Annotated in this window: 14 protein-coding genes; 10 read left to right on the top strand and 4 right to left on the bottom strand. The window is 53.1% G+C overall.

Features of this window, described 5'->3' with window-relative positions; translation table 11 throughout:
* Positions 1–183 precede the first annotated feature (183 nt).
* From lnt to IPQ00_08985, 6 genes are all read left to right on the top strand, one after another.
* Positions 184–1,722, top strand: a complete 1,539-nt coding sequence (gene lnt, locus IPQ00_09010) for an apolipoprotein N-acyltransferase (GenBank protein MBL0240698.1) — start codon at positions 184–186, stop codon at positions 1,720–1,722.
* A gap of 262 nt (positions 1,723–1,984) precedes the next feature.
* Positions 1,985–3,127, top strand: coding sequence for a peptide chain release factor 2 (prfB, locus tag IPQ00_09005; protein MBL0240697.1), 1,143 nt, complete (start codon positions 1,985–1,987; stop codon positions 3,125–3,127).
* Positions 3,128–5,611, top strand: coding sequence for a DNA translocase FtsK 4TM domain-containing protein (locus IPQ00_09000; protein MBL0240696.1), 2,484 nt, complete (start codon positions 3,128–3,130; stop codon positions 5,609–5,611).
* 143 nt (positions 5,612–5,754) lie between these two features.
* A complete protein-coding gene (locus tag IPQ00_08995; protein MBL0240695.1) occupies positions 5,755–5,985 on the top strand; it encodes a helix-hairpin-helix domain-containing protein in 231 nt (76 codons plus the stop codon).
* 124 nt (positions 5,986–6,109) lie between these two features.
* Positions 6,110–8,677 (top strand): ComEC/Rec2 family competence protein, encoded by a 2,568-nt coding sequence (locus IPQ00_08990; protein MBL0240694.1) that lies wholly within the window; start codon positions 6,110–6,112, stop codon positions 8,675–8,677.
* Between the two features lie 22 nt (positions 8,678–8,699).
* Positions 8,700–8,849, top strand: coding sequence for a hypothetical protein (locus tag IPQ00_08985; GenBank protein MBL0240693.1), 150 nt, complete (start codon positions 8,700–8,702; stop codon positions 8,847–8,849).
* A 64-nt stretch (positions 8,850–8,913) separates the two neighbouring features.
* Here the strand turns inward: IPQ00_08985 and IPQ00_08980 are convergent, their stop codons facing one another.
* The 3 genes from IPQ00_08980 to purH all read right to left on the bottom strand — a co-directional run bounded on the left by IPQ00_08980 (position 8,914) and on the right by purH (position 12,933).
* Positions 8,914–9,861: a nuclear transport factor 2 family protein gene (locus IPQ00_08980; protein MBL0240692.1), complete on the bottom strand. Its 948-nt coding sequence runs from the start codon at positions 9,859–9,861 to the stop codon at positions 8,914–8,916.
* A gap of 224 nt (positions 9,862–10,085) precedes the next feature.
* Positions 10,086–11,090, bottom strand: a complete 1,005-nt coding sequence (locus IPQ00_08975; protein ID MBL0240691.1) for a nuclear transport factor 2 family protein — start codon at positions 11,088–11,090, stop codon at positions 10,086–10,088.
* Between the two features lie 157 nt (positions 11,091–11,247).
* Positions 11,248–12,933 carry a bifunctional phosphoribosylaminoimidazolecarboxamide formyltransferase/IMP cyclohydrolase gene (gene purH, locus IPQ00_08970; GenBank protein ID MBL0240690.1) on the bottom strand — a complete coding sequence of 562 codons (1,686 nt, stop codon included), beginning with the start codon at positions 12,931–12,933 and terminating at the stop codon, positions 11,248–11,250.
* Positions 12,934–13,203: 270 nt separating this feature from the next.
* Here purH and IPQ00_08965 point away from each other — a divergent pair, with 270 nt between their 5' ends.
* From IPQ00_08965 to IPQ00_08955, 3 genes are read left to right on the top strand one after another with little or no spacing between them, the layout of a single operon-like run.
* Positions 13,204–14,688 carry a hypothetical protein gene (locus IPQ00_08965; GenBank protein MBL0240689.1) on the top strand — a complete coding sequence of 495 codons (1,485 nt, stop codon included), beginning with the start codon at positions 13,204–13,206 and terminating at the stop codon, positions 14,686–14,688.
* Positions 14,685–15,827 (top strand): hypothetical protein, encoded by a 1,143-nt coding sequence (locus IPQ00_08960; GenBank protein ID MBL0240688.1) that lies wholly within the window; start codon positions 14,685–14,687, stop codon positions 15,825–15,827. Before IPQ00_08965 ends, IPQ00_08960 begins: the two co-directional genes overlap by 4 nt.
* Before the next feature lie 7 nt (positions 15,828–15,834).
* On the top strand, positions 15,835–16,128 hold the full coding sequence (locus IPQ00_08955; protein MBL0240687.1) for a Smr/MutS family protein: 294 nt from the start codon (positions 15,835–15,837) through the stop codon (positions 16,126–16,128).
* Here the strand turns inward: IPQ00_08955 and IPQ00_08950 are convergent.
* Positions 16,125–16,406, bottom strand: coding sequence for a hypothetical protein (locus IPQ00_08950; GenBank protein ID MBL0240686.1), 282 nt, complete (start codon positions 16,404–16,406; stop codon positions 16,125–16,127). The two genes, IPQ00_08955 and IPQ00_08950, sit on opposite strands and share 4 nt — an antisense overlap.
* Before the next feature lie 156 nt (positions 16,407–16,562).
* Between IPQ00_08950 and IPQ00_08945 the strand changes: the two genes are divergently transcribed.
* Positions 16,563–16,988 carry a hypothetical protein gene (locus IPQ00_08945; GenBank protein ID MBL0240685.1) on the top strand — a complete coding sequence of 142 codons (426 nt, stop codon included), beginning with the start codon at positions 16,563–16,565 and terminating at the stop codon, positions 16,986–16,988.
* Positions 16,989–17,427: the final 439 nt, after the last annotated feature.

Raw genomic sequence — 17,427 nt, 5'->3', positions numbered from 1 at the left:
CGTATTGACAGATTTTGTCACTACGAGGCTGACGGAATTTGTCTTATCAGTCAAAATGAACGGTCAAACTGATTTCCAAGTGTTTGTATCCTCCCGCATCACAAATCCGAAGCAAATTCCTGCTAGAATACCTGAATGACATTCGGGCTTATTAAGCGAATACTCCCAAGTTGGAAAGGTGCCATGATGGCAACCACGTCAGCCATTATTCTGATTCTAGCTTTTCCGGATTTCGAATTGTGGTGGATGGCGTGGTTCGCCCTCGTCCCGTTGATGCTTGCGGTTGATCGCGAAAAGGCTTCGGTGGTTCGTTCGTTCGTCACTGGTTGGATATTTGGGACGGTCTTTTTCTTCGGCACGTGCTGGTGGCTGACTTTCGCGCCGATCCATTACGCGGGATTTCCGCCGTGGCTAGCGTATTCGGGGATGGTCTTCATCGCACTCATCGTCGGGGTGTTTCCAGGCTTGTTTGCGGCGATATTGTCGGTACTTTTACGACGATTCGGGTCGTGGGCATTTCTCGCGGCTCCGTTTGTTTGGGTGTTTAGCGAGTTTTTGCGGTATTGGGTGACGGGGAACAATTGGAATGCTATTGGGTACTCGCAGGCGTTCACTTTCAGTAGCAATTCAGCAGTAATTTTAGTTGGAGATTTGACCAAGTCGTTGGTCGGAATTGGCGGGCAGGAGCTTGTCGGCTTCTTGATTTTGTTTATAAGTGCTGTATTTATACTTCCCATTGTCACGCGAACTCGACGATCCTACCTACTTTTAGGTTGCCTAATCGTTAGCTTTCTTTTGTGGGTCGGGCTATACGTGGTAGCGTATCCACCGATGCTCGATTCTCGAGCGCGGGGTATTGCAACGGTCGTGGCGATCCAACCCAACGTCCCGATGTTGGGCCTTGATTATCAGAGCTATCAGCGGCTCCGCCAACATCAGATCAACCTCGCCGAAGCCGAGATCAATAAACTGCCGACCGACAATTGGCTACCGGTAACCGTCATTCTGCCCGAATCGCCGATGAACTTTATGTACAACGACGATCGTGAGTTTCAGCAATTTATTGGGGATTTTGCGCGCCGAAATAATGTGAGTGTGCTGTTTAATTCGGCCGAGCCGGACGCGACGAATGGGAAATATTTTAACTCGGCGGTGATGGTCGGGCCTGACGGCAAAGAGGCGGCGCAGTATGATAAAATCTTCCTTCTGCCGTTTGGCGAAGCGGTTCCGGCACCGCTCGAAGGCATTTTACCGGGATTTGTCGGGAATTTTTCGTATGGACGCGAATACGATATTTTGCCGGTCGGCGATGCCAAAGCCGGCGTAATGATCTGCTTCGAATCGCATTTCGGACAGCTTTCACGGCGATATGTGGCGGATGGTGCGGACGTGATCATTGAAATGACCAACGACGGCTATCTCGGCCCAACACCTGTATTGCGGCAGCACCTGGCAAACGCTGTGTTCCGCGCTGTCGAGACAAATCGACCGGTATTGCGTGTGACGAATGTCGGCGTCACCGCCTACATAACCGAACGCGGCGAGGTGCTCGATCCGGCTCCGACATACACCGAAGCCACCCGCGTCTGGAGCGTTAGTAAATCGGACGGCTCGCAGACGTTTTATGTAAAATACGGCGACTGGTTCGCGTGGTTGTGTACCGTCGCGACATTTGGATTATTGGGATATGCGATTTTTCGACGACGACAACCGACGGTTTGAGTGGACATTTTGCGTCATTTTCACAATCGTCGTTTTGTATTTGGGCAGTTACATAATTGTTCGAATGCGAAACACATCGCCTTGCGAGGCTGACGGTTGTTACTACGAAGTTGTCGACATTCCGCAAAATGGATATTGGAAAATCTTCGTACCATTGATGGCAATTGATCACAAATACTTTCGTGTCGAATTTCTAACCAAATAAATTAGTATTGACTCTGCGACCTCAGCAATCTCTGCGTTAAAATATATTCTAAACGCAGTGACCGCGGAGAACGCTGAGAAAAACAAAGAATGGAACTCACAGACCTACAAACAAAATTCGACGACATCAAAGATAAAGTTACACAACTTGGGAGGTTTCTTTGACGCACCTGCAAAGCTTGCTGAGTTAGAGCGATCCGAAAAACTAATTTCCGCGCCCGGTTTTTGGGACGATCAGGCGACTGCCCAAAAAGTCGTTCAGCGGCGGAGTCTGCTCGAAAAGGCTCTGTCCAGGCACGCGGCGTTTGAGACGGGCGTTTCGGACGCTGAGGTTTTGTTCGAATTTGCGGCCGAAGACCCCGATTCGGCGATCGAACTTGTAAAACTGATCGACAAGCTTGAGTCCGACGTCGATCTCGCCCAGACCGAGAGCCTTCTTTCCGGTGAAACGGACGCGAACAACGCGATCTGCTCGATCCAGGCCGGTGCGGGCGGCACGGACGCTCAGGATTTTGCACAGATGCTGCTCCGGATGTATTTGCGTTGGTGCGAAAAGAAAGGATTTAAGGCCGAGATCATCGACGAGCAATCGGGAAGTGAGGCGGGCCTGAAGTCGGCGACATTTCGCGTCGCAGGCGATTACGCTTATGGATTGCTCGCAACCGAAGCAGGCGTTCATCGGCTGGTGCGGATTTCGCCGTTCAACTCGGGCGGCAGCCGCGAGACTTCGTTCGCTTCGATGTTCGTGAGCCCTGAGATCGATGAGAATATCGAGGTCAATATCGAGGACAAAGATCTCCGCATAGACACATATCGCTCCTCCGGTGCGGGCGGCCAGCACGTCAATGTTACAGACTCAGCTGTAAGAATCACGCATCTTCCGACCAATATTGTGGTAACGTGTCAGAACCAGCGTTCGCAGATACAAAATCGTGCGGTCGCGATGCAGGTGCTGAGGTCGAAGCTGTATGAGCTGGAACTCGAAAAACGTCGCGAGTCGGCGTCGGAACTCGAGGCTACCAAACAAGATATTTCGTTCGGCTCGCAGATACGCAATTACGTGCTTCACCCGTACCGTTTGGTCAAAGATACGCGAACCAAGCACGAAACGTCGGACGTCGACGCGGTACTGGATGGCGATATCGACGAATTTATCAAAGAGTTTTTAATGTATAAGAAAGGTGGATCCACGTCGAAATAAATGAAAGTTTGCCCGACATGTAACGAGACCTACAAGGACGACGACATCAATTTTTGTCTCGCGGACGGCACCACTCTGCTCAAGAAAAAGGGGGGTAAGGCTGCAAAGCATTCGCGCTTCAATGAGGTTGTCGCGGTGATCGTCGGGGTTTTAGCGGTGCTCATTTTCCTTTCACTGGTGACCAGCAGTCCGGATGACCGTTCGTTGATCTCGACCGGTGTCGGTTTGCCATCGACCAAAAACTGGGTCGGGGTCGTCGGCGCAAACATCGCCGCCGTTCTGTTGAGTGGCTTTGGGTGGACGGCTTATCTGATCCCGATACTCATTACGTTGATGGCCTGGCGTGTATTTTTATCAGACACGCTCGTGCCGAGTATTTCGCGAGTTGCAGGTTATATCTTCTTTGCTGTCTCGCTATCGGGGCTGATCTCGCTTGTAGGCGGATACGGAGCGATCATCGGCGAGGCGGCGGCTCTCGGCACTGCATATTTTATCAGTAAGATCGGGGCAGGCATATTGCTCTCGGCGGTGCTGATCTGTTCGATTTTACTGATCACCAATTTTACGTTAAACGGTTTCCTTAGCCATTTCGATGTTGCTTGGGAAAACTTGCGAATTCGTATTGATGAATGGCGGGCAAACCGCAGAGCAAGCGAGCCGGCGGACGATTCGGCACGAAAGCGTGCGGACAAGCGACGCGAAAAACGCGAGCATATCGGTGATGCGGTGCCACCGACGATCTCTGTGGGCGATGTCGAGGCAATGGCAAAGGCACAAGCCGCCGCCGCCGCGTTGCGAGAAGAGCCGCTGTTTGCGGACGAACCGATCGACTCGATCCCGACCATCGATACCCGCGAAGAGCAGTATGAGACGCGTAAAGTACTTGACCCCGAGATCGAAAATATTCCTATCAAGGCGAAAAAGGCCCGCGATGAGCCGAACGAAGATCCCACATTTGAGGAGCAAGAAAACGTGGCCAGGGTGGGCAAGCCGACGGCGGCTCAGGACTATGAGAACTACATCCTGCCCGGTTCGGAGCTTCTCTCGGAAGTCCCGCCCGCGTTGACCCATAAGGAATCCGAGCTTCGGGATGTTGCGACTCTGCTTGCGAAAAAGACGGCTGAGTTCAACGTTCCGGGCAAGGTCGTACACATTGCTCCCGGGCCGGTCGTGACGACATTTGAATTCAAGCCTGATGCTGGCGTCAAATATTCACGCGTTACTGGACTGGTGGATGATCTTTGTCTGGCTCTGAGAGCTCCGTCGATACGTATCGATCGAATCCCGGGCAAGGCGTACGTTGGAATCGAGGTGCCTAATATCAAGCGTGAGACCATCTTTCTACGCGAAGTGATCGAGTCGACAAAATTTACCGACTCTAAGTCACTGCTCACGCTCGGGCTCGGCAAGACGATCGACGGGGCGAAGTACGTTACGGACCTCGCGAAGATGCCGCACCTTTTGATCGCGGGAGCGACCGGGGCTGGCAAATCGGTCGGCGTCAATACGCTGGTGATGTCGATCCTCTACAAGGCGAAACCTGACGAAGTAAAGTTCATAATGGTCGACCCCAAGCGGCTCGAGCTTGGGCTGTATGCCGACATTCCGCATCTGTCGACGCCGATCATCACTGACCCGAAAAAGGCGGCGACGGCATTGCGTTGGGCGGTGACCGAGATGGAACGCCGTTACAAGGACCTTGCCGGCTACGCGGTCCGTAATATCGACGGCTACAACGAAAAGATCAAGCTATATAAGGCCGAGGGCCGGCTCGATGATAATGGCGAACCTTACCGCAAGCTACCATACATCGTCATCATCATTGACGAACTCGCCGATCTGATGATGGTTGCCGGTAAAGAGGTCGAAGAATCGATAACGCGTCTTGCACAGATGGCTCGCGCGGTGGGGATCCATCTGGTGCTCGCGACCCAGCGTCCGTCGGTGGATGTCATTACCGGACTGATCAAGGCGAACTTTCCGGCACGTATCTCATTTCGCGTCTCCAGCAAGGTCGATAGCAGGACGATCATCGATGGCAATGGGGCTGAGGCTCTGCTCGGTCAGGGCGATATGCTATTTTTGCCGCCCGGCAACAGCAATGTCACGCGGGTCCACGGTGCCTATGTCGATGAAAACGAGATCGGGAAGGTGGTCGAATTTGCCAAGGCACAGGGCCGCCCCGAATACGACCGGACGATTACCGTCTCACAGGAGGAAATCGAGGACGATGGCGAACTGCCCGGACGCCGCGACCCGCTCTTTCACGACGCCCTCAAGTGTGTTGTCCAGGCCAAACGCGGTTCGACCAGCTTGCTCCAACGCCATCTGCGGGTCGGTTACGGCCGTGCCGCTGCCATACTCGACGCAATGGTCCGCGAGGGCTATATCGGCGAAATGGACGGCTCGACCCGTGCCCGACCGATCCTCGAAAAGGCCTACGAATACCTCCAGGACCTCTCGGAAATGGAGAATGAGCAGTAGCCGGCGCCCTTCAAAGCCAAAAAAACAATTGATGCACTTGGCGGATCTCTGAATAGTACTTATTATTAGCGGAAATGCTACTTAGGCTTTCAGGTTGGTTGATACTCGTTTCATCTCTCGTTGCGTGTAGTCCGAGAGTAGTAGTGGAGCAGGCTTCCAACCGAATTCCTCAATCGCCGAGTGCGGTAAACATAAACACGGCAACGGTGGCTGAACTCGAGAAACTGCCGTATATCGGTCGTAAAACGGCGGAGGCGATCGTCGAGTTTCGAACGGCGAACGGGCCGTTTCGTCGCGTTGAGCAGATACTGCAGGTCCGCGGGGTGAGTGAATCCCGTTTCAAGGTTCTGCGAGATTCGATCAAAACTGAGTGAGCGATTTTCGATGCCTGACGATCGTCGATTTCCAACTTTCAATCACCAGCCATTACTATGGCTCAGTTTTGCCTTGGTCTCTGGCATCCTGTTTGCCAACTCCTTTGCGTTCCCGACAACAATTTTGATTTTGATCTGCGTCGTTAGCGGAATCGCCGCTATTATTCTCCGAACCAAACCGATAGCAACAGCAATAGTCCTGATTGCGTTTTTCACGGCCGGGATGATTTCCGTGCAAGTCGAAAACAGCGGTGTCCGATCAAACCGAATTCGAAGCCTGATCGACAACGGCCTAGTTGCAACCGATTCACCGGTTGAATTGGAGGGCGTAGTTTTTCGGGCACCGGAACCTCAATCCGAGGGGATGGTCGTGGATATTGATACATCAAATATAATCTATCGTGGATCCGACCGATCGGTTGCCGGTCGTGTCCGATTGTATCTGCCGCAGACGTCTGAGCCGATATCGAGCATCCGGGATCTGAATTATGGTTCGCGAATACGCGTGACGTGCCGTATTTCCCGCGACGATGCGTTTCAAAACCCCGGTGTTCGGAACAGAAAGGAAATGCTCGACAGAATCGGGATCGATGCGACGTGTAGCGTCAAAAGCGATCTCCTTGTCGAAGAGGTGTCAGTTGAGAGTGTCTTTTTGCCTTTGAAATGGATCTACGACGTACGCTCCAATTTGATCAGGATCTTTCAAAGGGAGTTGACGCAACCCACGGCAGGAGTAATGATCGCCTCGCTTCTCGGCAATCGGTATTTTCTCGACAAAAATACCGCCGAGCTTTTCCGTGAAGGCGGAACGTTTCACATTCTGGTTATTTCAGGTCTGCATATCACATTCTTCGGCGGATTGTTGCTGTTTTTCGTGAGACTGTTCACCGGAAATCGCTGGATTCAGTTTGTCGTGACAACGTCCATAATATGGTCGTACACACTTGCGGTCGGGGGCGATCTGCCGGTGACGAGAGCGGCGATAATGTTCACCGTATTGCTGTTTGCATATGTAATACATAGAAATGGGACGCCATTGAATTCTCTGGGCGGGTGTGTACTTTTTTTGCTTGTGTTGCGGCCATCGGATCTATTTGACCCATCATTTCAATTGACATTCGTTAGCGTGGGATCGATCGTCGTTTTAGCGTATCCGTTGATCGAAAAGCTGAGGCAGATCGGTAGTTGGACTCCGACGCAGGACGCACCTTTCCCCCCAAATGTTCCTAAGTGGCTTCGAAGGACGTGCGAGATCGTATTTTGGAATCCGGACGCGTGGTCGGTCGAGATAAACCAACACGTTTGGTCTGCCTCGCTCTACCGTTCCGAACTTCCTGAGTGGTGGCTTCGAGGCGGGTTGCAGCGGGGGTTACGTTACATTTCCGAGGGAGTGATCGTCTCGTTGATAGTCCAGATATGTATGCTGCCGCTTAGTATTGTTTACTTTCATAGAGTTACGGTCTCGGCGGTATTTCTAAATCTTTGGGTAGGTTTTTGGATCGCGATCGGGAGCTTATCGGCAGTACTTGGATCTCTATTCCTCGCAATCGGCAGGCTCTTAGCGGTTCCATTTTTCAAGACTGCGGAATTAACTAATGTGGTTTTGCAATCGGCTCCGGAGATCTTCGCGGAAAATGGCTGGGCAAGTTTCCGTTTAACTGCGTATTCCGGGACAGGCACCGTGATCTATTTTATATATTTTGTGCCGATCGTGCTTTTGGCGTATGGGCTTGCGGTATGGAATCCGATGGCGACACGATCGCCGAAATCACGCGACGTAAATGTTTTCAGTGCGGCGGGTGCGGCTGTCGCACTGCTCGCTATCTTGTTGATCACACATCCATTTAGTTCGGATAGGCCCGATGGGAGGCTTCACGTCGACTTTTTGGATGTCGGACAGGGCGACTCGACTCTGGTGACGTTTCCAAATGGAACGACGATGCTGGTGGATGGCGGCGGGCGGCTCGACTATCGCGGAAAGGACGGCGAGGGCGACGATTTCGAACCGGATATACGCGGTATTGGCGAAGCGGTCGTTTCCGAAGTTCTTTGGCAGAAGGGACTTTCACATATCGACTATATTGTCGCGACTCACGCTGACGCCGATCATATTCAAGGGCTTACCGATATTGCCCGCAATTTCCACGTCAGTAAGGCACTGATCGCCCGCTGGCCCTCTGACGATCCCGATTTTAAGGCGTTTGCGGACAAGGTGCGGCAACGCGGCATCCCGTTCGAATTTGTTTCACGCGGGGAAGCGTTCCGCTTTGGCGATGTGGCGGTCGAGGTACTTCTGCCCTTTGCGGACGAAAGGCTGAATGAACCCTGGGGCAACGATCAGTCGATAGTACTTCGGATCTCGATGGGCAGCCGTTCATTTTTATTGACCGGCGACATCGAGGCAGTGGCCGAGCGGCAACTATTGGGCGGCGGTGGGACGCTCCGGGCGGATGTCGTAAAGGTCCCGCATCACGGCAGCCGCACATCTTCGACGCAGGAATTCATTGATGCCGTTCAAGCCTCACAAGCGGTGATCTCGGTCGGGCGACGCTCACCTTTTGGGCATCCCCATCGTGACGTCGTCGAGCGATGGCAGGCGGCGGGTGTCGGTGTGATGACCACCGGCGAACGTGGAATGATCTCGATCTCGACGGACGGACGGGAGCTAAAGGTCGCAACGTTTATTCCATAAAGTGAAAAGGGCCGGAGCTAAGATGCTCACGCCCTTTGGTGCGTGTTCGCGGACCCGCCGGATCTACATCGCGGGCGACTCGAACATAAAGGCGAGTTTCCAGGCATCGCCTTCTTTGATATCGTTCTCGACGGATGGAAAGGATCTTAAGGTCGGAACCATTGTGCGGTGAGCGCCAATAAAAAGGCCGAAGCTTGAAACTCCGGCCCTTTCGTTATTAAGTGGATCCTAGACGGTTAGCGGGGAATGTCTGTGTAGAACGCGTTCTTCCACACATCGCCTTCTTTCATATCAAACGAAGCGACCCAGACGGAAGGTGTAACGGGTTTGCCGTCGCATTTGCCTTTCGCGTCGGCTTTGTAGGTGACGAGAGCGACATCTGCGGTGAGCGAAACCGCTTTGGGATCGCTGAATGTATATTCGAGACCCTCGCATTTTGGCTCGGACCAGTTCTTTAATGCCGCGGCACGATCAAGAGGGCCCATGCCGGACAGGTAAACAAAGTCCTTGCCCATGACCGATTCGACGCCTTTAGCGTCACGTTTCACCCATGCGTCCCAGCCGGCCTTTTCGACCGACATCAGGGCTTCTGTCAGAGCATCAGGTTTGGCTTCGGCAGCCTGGGCCGCCTCTTTCTTAGCTACAGCTGCCGGTTTCGGGGCTGCCTTGGGGTCAACGACCTCATTCTCTAAGTAGAGCAATGATTTCCACTTTTCGCCTTCGCGGACATAAACGCTCGAAGACCATACCGCCGCAGGGACCTTCGTGCCGTCACATGTGCCGTCTTGAGTTCCCTTGAAGGTCAGGACTGCGACATCGGGGCCGATCATGCGCATTGTGTCATCCGACATCGAATAGCTCTTGATCTCGCACTTCGCTTCGCCGAAGGCTTTCATCATCCCGGCTTTATCCTGACGGCCGTCCTTCATGCTGAAACCGACGGACTTGTCCGAAAGGTTGTCTTGGTTCCATTTAGGATCCCTTGTTTTCCATGCCTCCCAACCGGCCTTTTCGATTGTCATTAGGGCCTCTTTGGTCGGTGCTGCTGCGACCGGTTTAGCAGTGTTGGCGTTGGGGTTTGGTGCGGCGTTAGTCGCCGGGGCATTGTTGCCCGCAGGTGCGCCGCAGGCCGTCAAGATGAAAGCTGCCGCTGTGGTCAATGCAAAAGTTGTGAACTTGGTCATAGATCGTCTCCTATATGTGTTAGTGAAATCCGAAAAACCTAAAGTTCTCGAGTCAATCCTCGTAAGGCGTAAAGCTGGTTTGGCTTGAGTTGGCTAATTGTTGTCCGATTGATGTGGGAAGTCAAGGAAAATTATCTTCCGTGTCGGTCCGACGATAGTCACAGCGCAAAAAGGCCGGAGCCCCATGGCCCCGGCTTTACCGTATTACGGGTGCATCGCAATGGTTACATTGCGGGCGACTCGAACATAAAAGCGAGTTTCCAGGCATCGCCCTCTTTGACATAAACGGCGGACTGGAAGATCGGGCCGTTCGTTTGCCCATCGCAAGTGCCGTCGGCGGTACCCTTGAGCGTAAGCAACTCGACCGTCGGCGACAGAGCGGTGGCAAATCCGTCGGCAACGCCGACCTTGTTGATGCCCTCGCACTTCATTGTTTCAGTCCACTGTTTGATGACCGCTTCCTTCCCCGACAGATAGCCGCCGAGCGGATCGATGAGTGCCATATTTGCTGACATTATATCGCCGAACGCCTTGGCATCTTTGTTCTTAAAAGCTTCCCAGCCGGCGGTATGCAGTTTGACGATGGCGTCGGTGTTTGGGCTCGGCTTCGGTTTGTTGGCTTCTTCCTTAGCGGCGGTCTCGGCGTCCTTCTTAGGCTCTACTTTCTTCGCCTCTTGCTTGGCGGGTGCCGGTGGTGGTGCTTTCGGGTCGATGATCAGCGTCTCGCTGTGAAACGCTCCCTTCCATTGGTCACCGTCGCGGATGTATATGCTGGAGGCTCGCGTCGGGCTCGGCAGTTTCATCGTCGCTCCGTCCGGGCCTGTGCAGCTGCCGTCAAAGGTACCCTTGTAGGTCGTCACATACGTGTCATCGTTGATCTTGAACATCTGCGGATCTTCGATGTTCCAGGTCTTGACGTCGCATTTTACGGAACCGATCATTCCGGCCAGCTCGGCCTTATTCATACGCATTCCTTGCTCAAACGAGACGAATTTGTCGGATAGGTTGGCCTCGAAATATGCCTTGTCGCCCTTGAACCAAGCTTCGTTCGCCTTTTTGTCCATATCGAACAGGGCTTCCTTGGTCGGCGCGGTTGCGACGGGTTTCGCCAGGTTGGCGTTGGCGTTGGTGTTAGCGGCGTTTGCCGGCTTATTCTCCGCGGGTGCCCCGCAGGCGGCGGCGATCATCGCGATCGTTGCGACTAATAGCGTATAGGTCAATTTGTTCATAAACGTCCTCCTGAAATCTTCTGGCGAAGAAACTAACAAAACACAAAAGCCCAAAAGATCTTTGGTAACAAAAACCCCTTGAGCGTTCCTTCAGTCGTCCTAATTGGGTATAGTTTTAACACTGCCACAACATATTGTCAAGCAGAAAGTTCTGCGATCAGTGCTTGAAGTGCCGGATGCCGGTGAATGCCATCGCGATGCCGTGCTCGTTTGCGGCGGCGATCGACTCGTCGTCCTTGATCGAACCCCCCGGTTGGATGATGGCTGAGACGCCGAAAGCGGCGGCTTCGTCGACATTGTCGCGAAACGGAAAAAACGCGTCAGACGCGAGTGCCGAGCCTTTGAGCGGCAAATTGAACCGCTCGGCACGCATCGCGGCGATTCTCACAGAATCCACACGGTTCATCTGACCGGCACCAACGCCAAGCGTTTGCTCACCGTTGGCAAAGACGATCGCGTTCGATTTGACGTGCTTGCACACCGTCCAGGCCAATTGCATCGCGATCAATTCTGACTCGGTCGGTCGTCGATCGGTGACGACGTTAAGATCGGCCGTAGTTAATTGATGAACGTCGGCGTCCTGTACGAGAAATCCTCCACCCAACTGTTTGTACTCGAGAGTTGAGCCATACTCCCTGCGAACTCCGTTACAGTCGTGCACTCGCAGCACGCGTAGGTTCTTTTTACTCTTGAATAATTCGAGGGCGTCGGGATCGTAGTCGGGGGCGACGATGACTTCAGAAAAAACTTCTATGACCGAGCGTGCAACTTCCGCGTCGACCTTTCGATTAAAAGCGACAATGCCGCCGAATGCCGAGACCGGATCGGTCGCGAGCGCCCGTCGGTAAGCGTCGATATTTGCGTTGCCGATGCCTACGCCCGACGGATTGGTGTGCTTGATGATCGCGACGCCGCGTGTGTCGAGATCGGCGACGAGATTCCACGCCGCCTCGGCATCGACATAGTTGTTGAACGACATCTCTTTGCCGTGCAGTTGCTCCGCTCCGGCAATGCCGCCGCCGGTGCCGTCGTCATACAATGCGGCACGCTGATGCGGGTTTTCGCCGTAACGCAGGTCCGCGACCTTGGCGAGTTCGATGATCTGGAATTCGGGCATTCCGCTGTTGTCCGATGTCTGGCCGCTAACGGAGGCAGGAGCTTCTGACTCTTCGTCATCGGCTTCGATGAACATAAGGCCACCGAGCGGATTGAGTGGTTCTAGGAGCTCAAGGTCTTCGTTTGAGAGCTGACGGGCAAGATACGATGAAATCGCCAGATCGTAGCTGGCCGTCCGCGTAAATGCGAGAGCCGCGAGCCGCGAACGCGTTTCAAGTGATATCGAGCCTTCGTTAGCGTCCATTTCACCGATGATCTCGTCATACAAACGGACGTCCGTGACGACCGCGACGTCACGCCAGTTTTTGGAAGCCGAGCGGATCATTGCGGGGCCGCCGATATCGATATTCTCGACCGCAACTTCGAGATCGACGCCATCATCTGCGATCGTTTCTTCAAACGGATAAAGATTGACGACCACCATATCGATCGGCTCGATGCCGTGTTCGTTCATTGACGCAACGTGACCGGCATTATCGCGAAGAGCGAGAAATGCGCCGTGCATCTTGGGGTGCAGAGTCTTTACACGGCCGTCCATCATTTCCGGAAACCCGGTGACTTCCGATACGTCAATTACCTTAAGGCCGCTGTCGCGGAGCGTCTTTGCGGTGCCGCCCGTCGATACGATCTCGACGCCGTGACGAGCCAGTGATGCGGCAAAGTCCGCCAAACCTTGCTTATCCGAAACGCTCAAGAGAGCTCGTTTGATCTTGCGTAATTCGCTCATAAAATCAAAAAAGCGGCCACTTTGACCGCCGCTATTCCCAAAATATTATCTGTGCGTCCAATGTAGAACGCGGTTTTGTATAAAATCTAATCGGTATTCTCGGTGCACGCTCACGGACCTAAAAGATATAGCGTCCGAGTAACAGCAGGCTTAACAAGAAAACCATTGCGTAGATAATGACCTTGATAAGACTCATAATGGACTTTATGCTAAAGTGATGCGTTCCGCGCAAAGTAACCAAAATATTATTTTAGTCTCGTACATTTGGCGATGTCAAAAAATATCCCTTCAATTCCAGCCATTTTAGCCGCAACCATAGGGATTTTACAATTCTTTACATTTTCCTTTGCTCAGGAGGCCCGGATCGATGTCGATCTTGCGGCAAACGGTCGTCTCGTTGCCACGATCCGCGGTAAATTTTCGTCGCCAGCGGAACCAAAGACCACGAGCGAAATGTGGTTTCTCGATGATATTGCCGGCGTCAAAGACCTTTTTCGGCGGCGTTCGTCGGTCGCGATCTATGATCCGTGGGGATATCTCATCGCAAACCAAGTTTTTAACGGCACGGTGCGTGTTCACGGCGATATCATCGGCGGCTTCCGATACTCGATCGATCTGGCTCCGCTTGGACCGGCTTCTGCTCCTGCTCATACATCGTGGGCCGACGCGAGCGGCGGCGTGCTGATGCTCGATGACTTGCTGCCACAGTCGATCGGACGAAAGTCCCAGATCACACTCAAACTGCCGACGGACTGGAAGGCGTTTGCGGCCGAAAGCGAGATCGCCCCGAGCGTGTACGCCGTCGATAATGTCGAGAGATCGGTCTTTTACATCGGGCCGAAGCTTCGGAGTCAACGCGTACAAGGCGGCGATACTCCATTGGATCTCGCTCTTTCGGGTGAATGGCTCTTTACCGACGCCGAAGCCGCAAATATGGCCGGATCGATCTTCGATTCCTACAGCCGTCAATTCGGTCAGTTGACCACAGCACCGCGCCGCGTATTTGTAGGCAAATTTCCGGTGCCTACCCGCATTGGAGCCTGGGAGGCCGATACGCGCGGGCGGAGCGTGACCATTTTGTCGGCCGATATGCCGTTTAAGGCACAGTCGATCCAGCGGCTTCACGAGCAACTGCGGCACGAGCTGTTTCACCTCTGGTTGCCGAATGGCGTCAATCTTGGCGGAAATTACGACTGGTTTTACGAGGGATTTGCTCAGTACGCGGCGCTCAAGACCGGTGTGGCGACCAATCAGATCCGATTTGACGATATGCTTTCGACTCTTGCTCAGGCCTACAATATTGACCGTATCCAACCCGAGCGTCGGTCGCTGATCGAGGCCTCGATGCTGCGTTTCTCGGGCGGCAATACGACGGTGTACGCTCGGGGCATGCTCGTTGCCTTTCTCATCGACATCACTCTTATGCGATCGGCCAAAGGCAAGGCGTCGGTCGAATCGCTGATCCGCGAAATCTGCATAAAGTATCCCATTGACGGCCCGAGAGTGGACGGCAATGCGGCGATCCTGACGATAATGCGAAACCGAAAAGAGCTCGGACCGGTGATCGATCGGTATATAACGGGCCGGGAAGCCATCGAGTGGCAAACCGATCTCGATGCCGCCGGCATCCAAGCGATCGGCGACGCTCCGCTGACAAAACTTTCGGTCAAGTCCGCCCCAACCGGCCGACAAAAGGAAATCTTGGACAAGTTGGGTTATAATAACTGGCGAAAACTGACCGGGAATCTTAAATGAAAACGAAGTTAACAATCCTATTTCTCCTTGCCGCGTTTACGTTAGGTACAGCTAGCTGTACATTTATCGATTCGACCGTAAGCGGCGTCACCAATGTGCTTGGCACCAATGACAAGGCAACGGTGATCGCCAAAACTGCTCAGATACGGACATCGTACGCCGTCGTTGCGGCGGATCTGCTCGAGGTCAAACGCGGTGACCAACTCGACATCGTCGATCAGATCGATTTCGAAAAGGTTCCGTGGTTTCGCGTCCGTGCCCACGACGAAGCCCAAACCGAGGGTTGGATCGAGGCCCAGAATGTGATCACCAGCGAAACTCTGGGCAAATCTAAAAAGCTGGCGGAAGAGTTTCAAAATACTACGCCGCAGGCGTCCGGCATTATTCGTTCGGCTTCAAACCTCAGATCCGCACCGGATATGAATCCGGAAAACGTGCTGTTCAGACTAGCTAATGGCTCTACTTTCGAGATAATGTCGTGGAAATTCGTGCCTAAGCAGGAAGTCCCCGATGTCGATGACGCTCCGAAAGGCCAGCAGAAATCCGGAAAGCGTTCGAAAAACAGTGAGATCGAATCCGCTAAAGAAGCAGGCGAACCGGATAAACTGGAGGACAAGTACGACATCTGGTATCAGGTCAGACTCGATCCGTCGATCTCACCCGCACCGGCCGGATGGCTTTTCGGTCGCCAGGTCGAACTGCAAGTGCCGAGCGATATCGTATTTTTCCAGCAAAACAACCGCAAATTCATTACGTGGCAAAGGCTTGACGCCGAGACTGCCGATAAGGGCACGGTCGGCCGCGGTTCGACTCCCGGCAGTTGGGTTATCCTGACCCGGACTAATGCCGTTAAGCCGATCGACGGTGTCGAGCCCGATTTTGACGGCATCCTTGTACTCGCATTCGACAAGTACGATCAGAGTTATTACACCGTGTGGCGCAATGCTCCGAATACCGAGGTGTGGGGATCGCTCCCGCTAAAGGTCGAGGGTAAGGGCGACAATAAGACATTCACTCTACAAATACGCAACGCCGAGGGCCGAATGGATACTAAACAATTCGTCGTCTTTAAGGATAAATCGCGGATGAGGGTAACTCCGCCCGAGGATATTGCTCAGTATCAGACCAAGACGAAGTAACTACTCTATGAACGACGCCGAAAGCCCGTTTCCCGAGCCATTCGAGATCGAGATCACGGACTCGATCGATCTGCACTCGTTCAGCCCAAAGGATGTGAAAAAGGTCGTCGAGGCTTATCTGGTCGAGGCACACCTTAAAAGGTTTACGATCGTACGCATAATTCACGGCAAGGGTGTCGGCGTCCAGCGTGAGATAGTTCGCAGCGTGCTTGCTGAGTCCGTCGTGGTCGAATCATTCAAAAACGCACCGGAGTTCTCGGGGAGTTGGGGAGCGACCATCGTCAAACTCAAGCTCGACTAGGCGTCATCGAGCACCTCGGCCCACGATTCGTCTTCGGCGTCAGCGGATTTGGATCGATCAGCAGACGGCTCATATATCGCCAACAGGGCATTCTGCTTGGCGATGGTCGCCTCGGCACGTTCGAGCCTGCCGGCCAGACGGGAAGCCCGCTTTTCGACAGTGCGGACGTGTTTTTTGCGTTCGCGGTCGATCCGGTCAAAGTAGAATATATAAGCAAACTGAAATCCGGTTAATCCGATCAGCACAAAAAGCAGGCCGATCAGAGCATACATCAGCATTTGGCAATCACCCCTCGATCAATTTCCTATAACTTGATCTTTACACAATTATAACCTTGACCCGCCGTACTAGGAAAAGTAAGAATTAGCTTACGAATTTTAAGACTACCGGCAACAGACGGCGAAGAGCTTTCTAAATTTTAAGATATGGCAACAATGACGTTAACACTCGATTACACACTGCTCTGCGATGACGTCCGGATCGAGATGGGCAATAAGATATCGCTGATGGGCATTTTTCAAAACATAATGGTCGAAAAATTGCCGGTATCACTAATCAAATTTGCCGTGATCAATCACTGGAGGGGCGAGGGCAATCACCAGACCGAGGTCCGCATTCTCTCACCCGACCGCTCGAACGTCGTTGTCACATCGCAACCGACGACCATCGAACTCGCCGCCGGAGGGTTTACCGATAACGTGAGCTTTTTCGTCAATGTCGTTTTCCCCGATGCCGGCACATATTGGGTCCAGACGATCGCCAATGGCGGCGTGATCGACGAATTTCCCCTGATCGTCGCCGATTCGGCAAGTATGGAATCGATGCGCCCGGCGGACGAGATCTCCGAGACGATAAACTAACGGCCATACAAAGTTGCTTTGCCGGCCTGTCCGAATCGTCCCCTGCTGTCCCAAATTAGGGCAACTTAATTTGAAACAGTTGCCTTACACGCTCTGTCACGCTAAGCCGTGCGTTTGCTGTGAGTTACGGGCGAAAAGTGTCCCTAATTAATTTCCTTCCCCTCAGGTTCACAAAATGTGCTTGGAAATCCCATAACCGCTGTATTTGTTGACTCCGTCGTAAGTTTTCAAAGATCCGTTGATTGGTTAATTTATATTATATCATAAATTGCAACGATACAGCAACATTGCATAGATGCAACGAGGCTCGACGTAAAGGTAACTGAGATCCGAAAAACTCCCCTCCTTACCAAGGAGTGGAGTTTGATGATTCCGGAATCAGCACCACGGGTTCGCCGTTGGCGTCACCCGTTGCTTTATGCTGCCGCCCGCATTCGCG

The organism is Chloracidobacterium sp. (assembly GCA_016720705.1).
Taxonomy (GTDB): Bacteria; Acidobacteriota; Blastocatellia; order Pyrinomonadales; family Pyrinomonadaceae; genus OLB17.
This window is presented reverse-complemented; position numbering and strand designations above follow the sequence as displayed.

What these genes read in the sequence shown, in the direction of transcription:
- lnt (MBL0240698.1), top strand. Translation starts at nt 184, where the DNA reads ATGATGGCAACCACGTCAGCCATTATTCTGATTCTAGCTTTTCCGGAT.
- IPQ00_09000 (MBL0240696.1), top strand. Translation starts at nt 3,128, where the DNA reads ATGAAAGTTTGCCCGACATGTAACGAGACCTACAAGGACGACGACATC.
- IPQ00_08985 (MBL0240693.1), top strand. Translation starts at nt 8,700, where the DNA reads ATGCTCACGCCCTTTGGTGCGTGTTCGCGGACCCGCCGGATCTACATC.
- IPQ00_08980 (MBL0240692.1), bottom strand. Translation starts at nt 9,861, where the DNA reads ATGACCAAGTTCACAACTTTTGCATTGACCACAGCGGCAGCTTTCATC.
- IPQ00_08975 (MBL0240691.1), bottom strand. Translation starts at nt 11,090, where the DNA reads ATGAACAAATTGACCTATACGCTATTAGTCGCAACGATCGCGATGATC.
- purH (MBL0240690.1), bottom strand. Translation starts at nt 12,933, where the DNA reads ATGAGCGAATTACGCAAGATCAAACGAGCTCTCTTGAGCGTTTCGGAT.
- IPQ00_08965 (MBL0240689.1), top strand. Translation starts at nt 13,204, where the DNA reads ATGTCAAAAAATATCCCTTCAATTCCAGCCATTTTAGCCGCAACCATA.
- IPQ00_08960 (MBL0240688.1), top strand. Translation starts at nt 14,685, where the DNA reads ATGAAAACGAAGTTAACAATCCTATTTCTCCTTGCCGCGTTTACGTTA.
- IPQ00_08955 (MBL0240687.1), top strand. Translation starts at nt 15,835, where the DNA reads ATGAACGACGCCGAAAGCCCGTTTCCCGAGCCATTCGAGATCGAGATC.
- IPQ00_08950 (MBL0240686.1), bottom strand. Translation starts at nt 16,406, where the DNA reads ATGCTGATGTATGCTCTGATCGGCCTGCTTTTTGTGCTGATCGGATTA.
- IPQ00_08945 (MBL0240685.1), top strand. Translation starts at nt 16,563, where the DNA reads ATGACGTTAACACTCGATTACACACTGCTCTGCGATGACGTCCGGATC.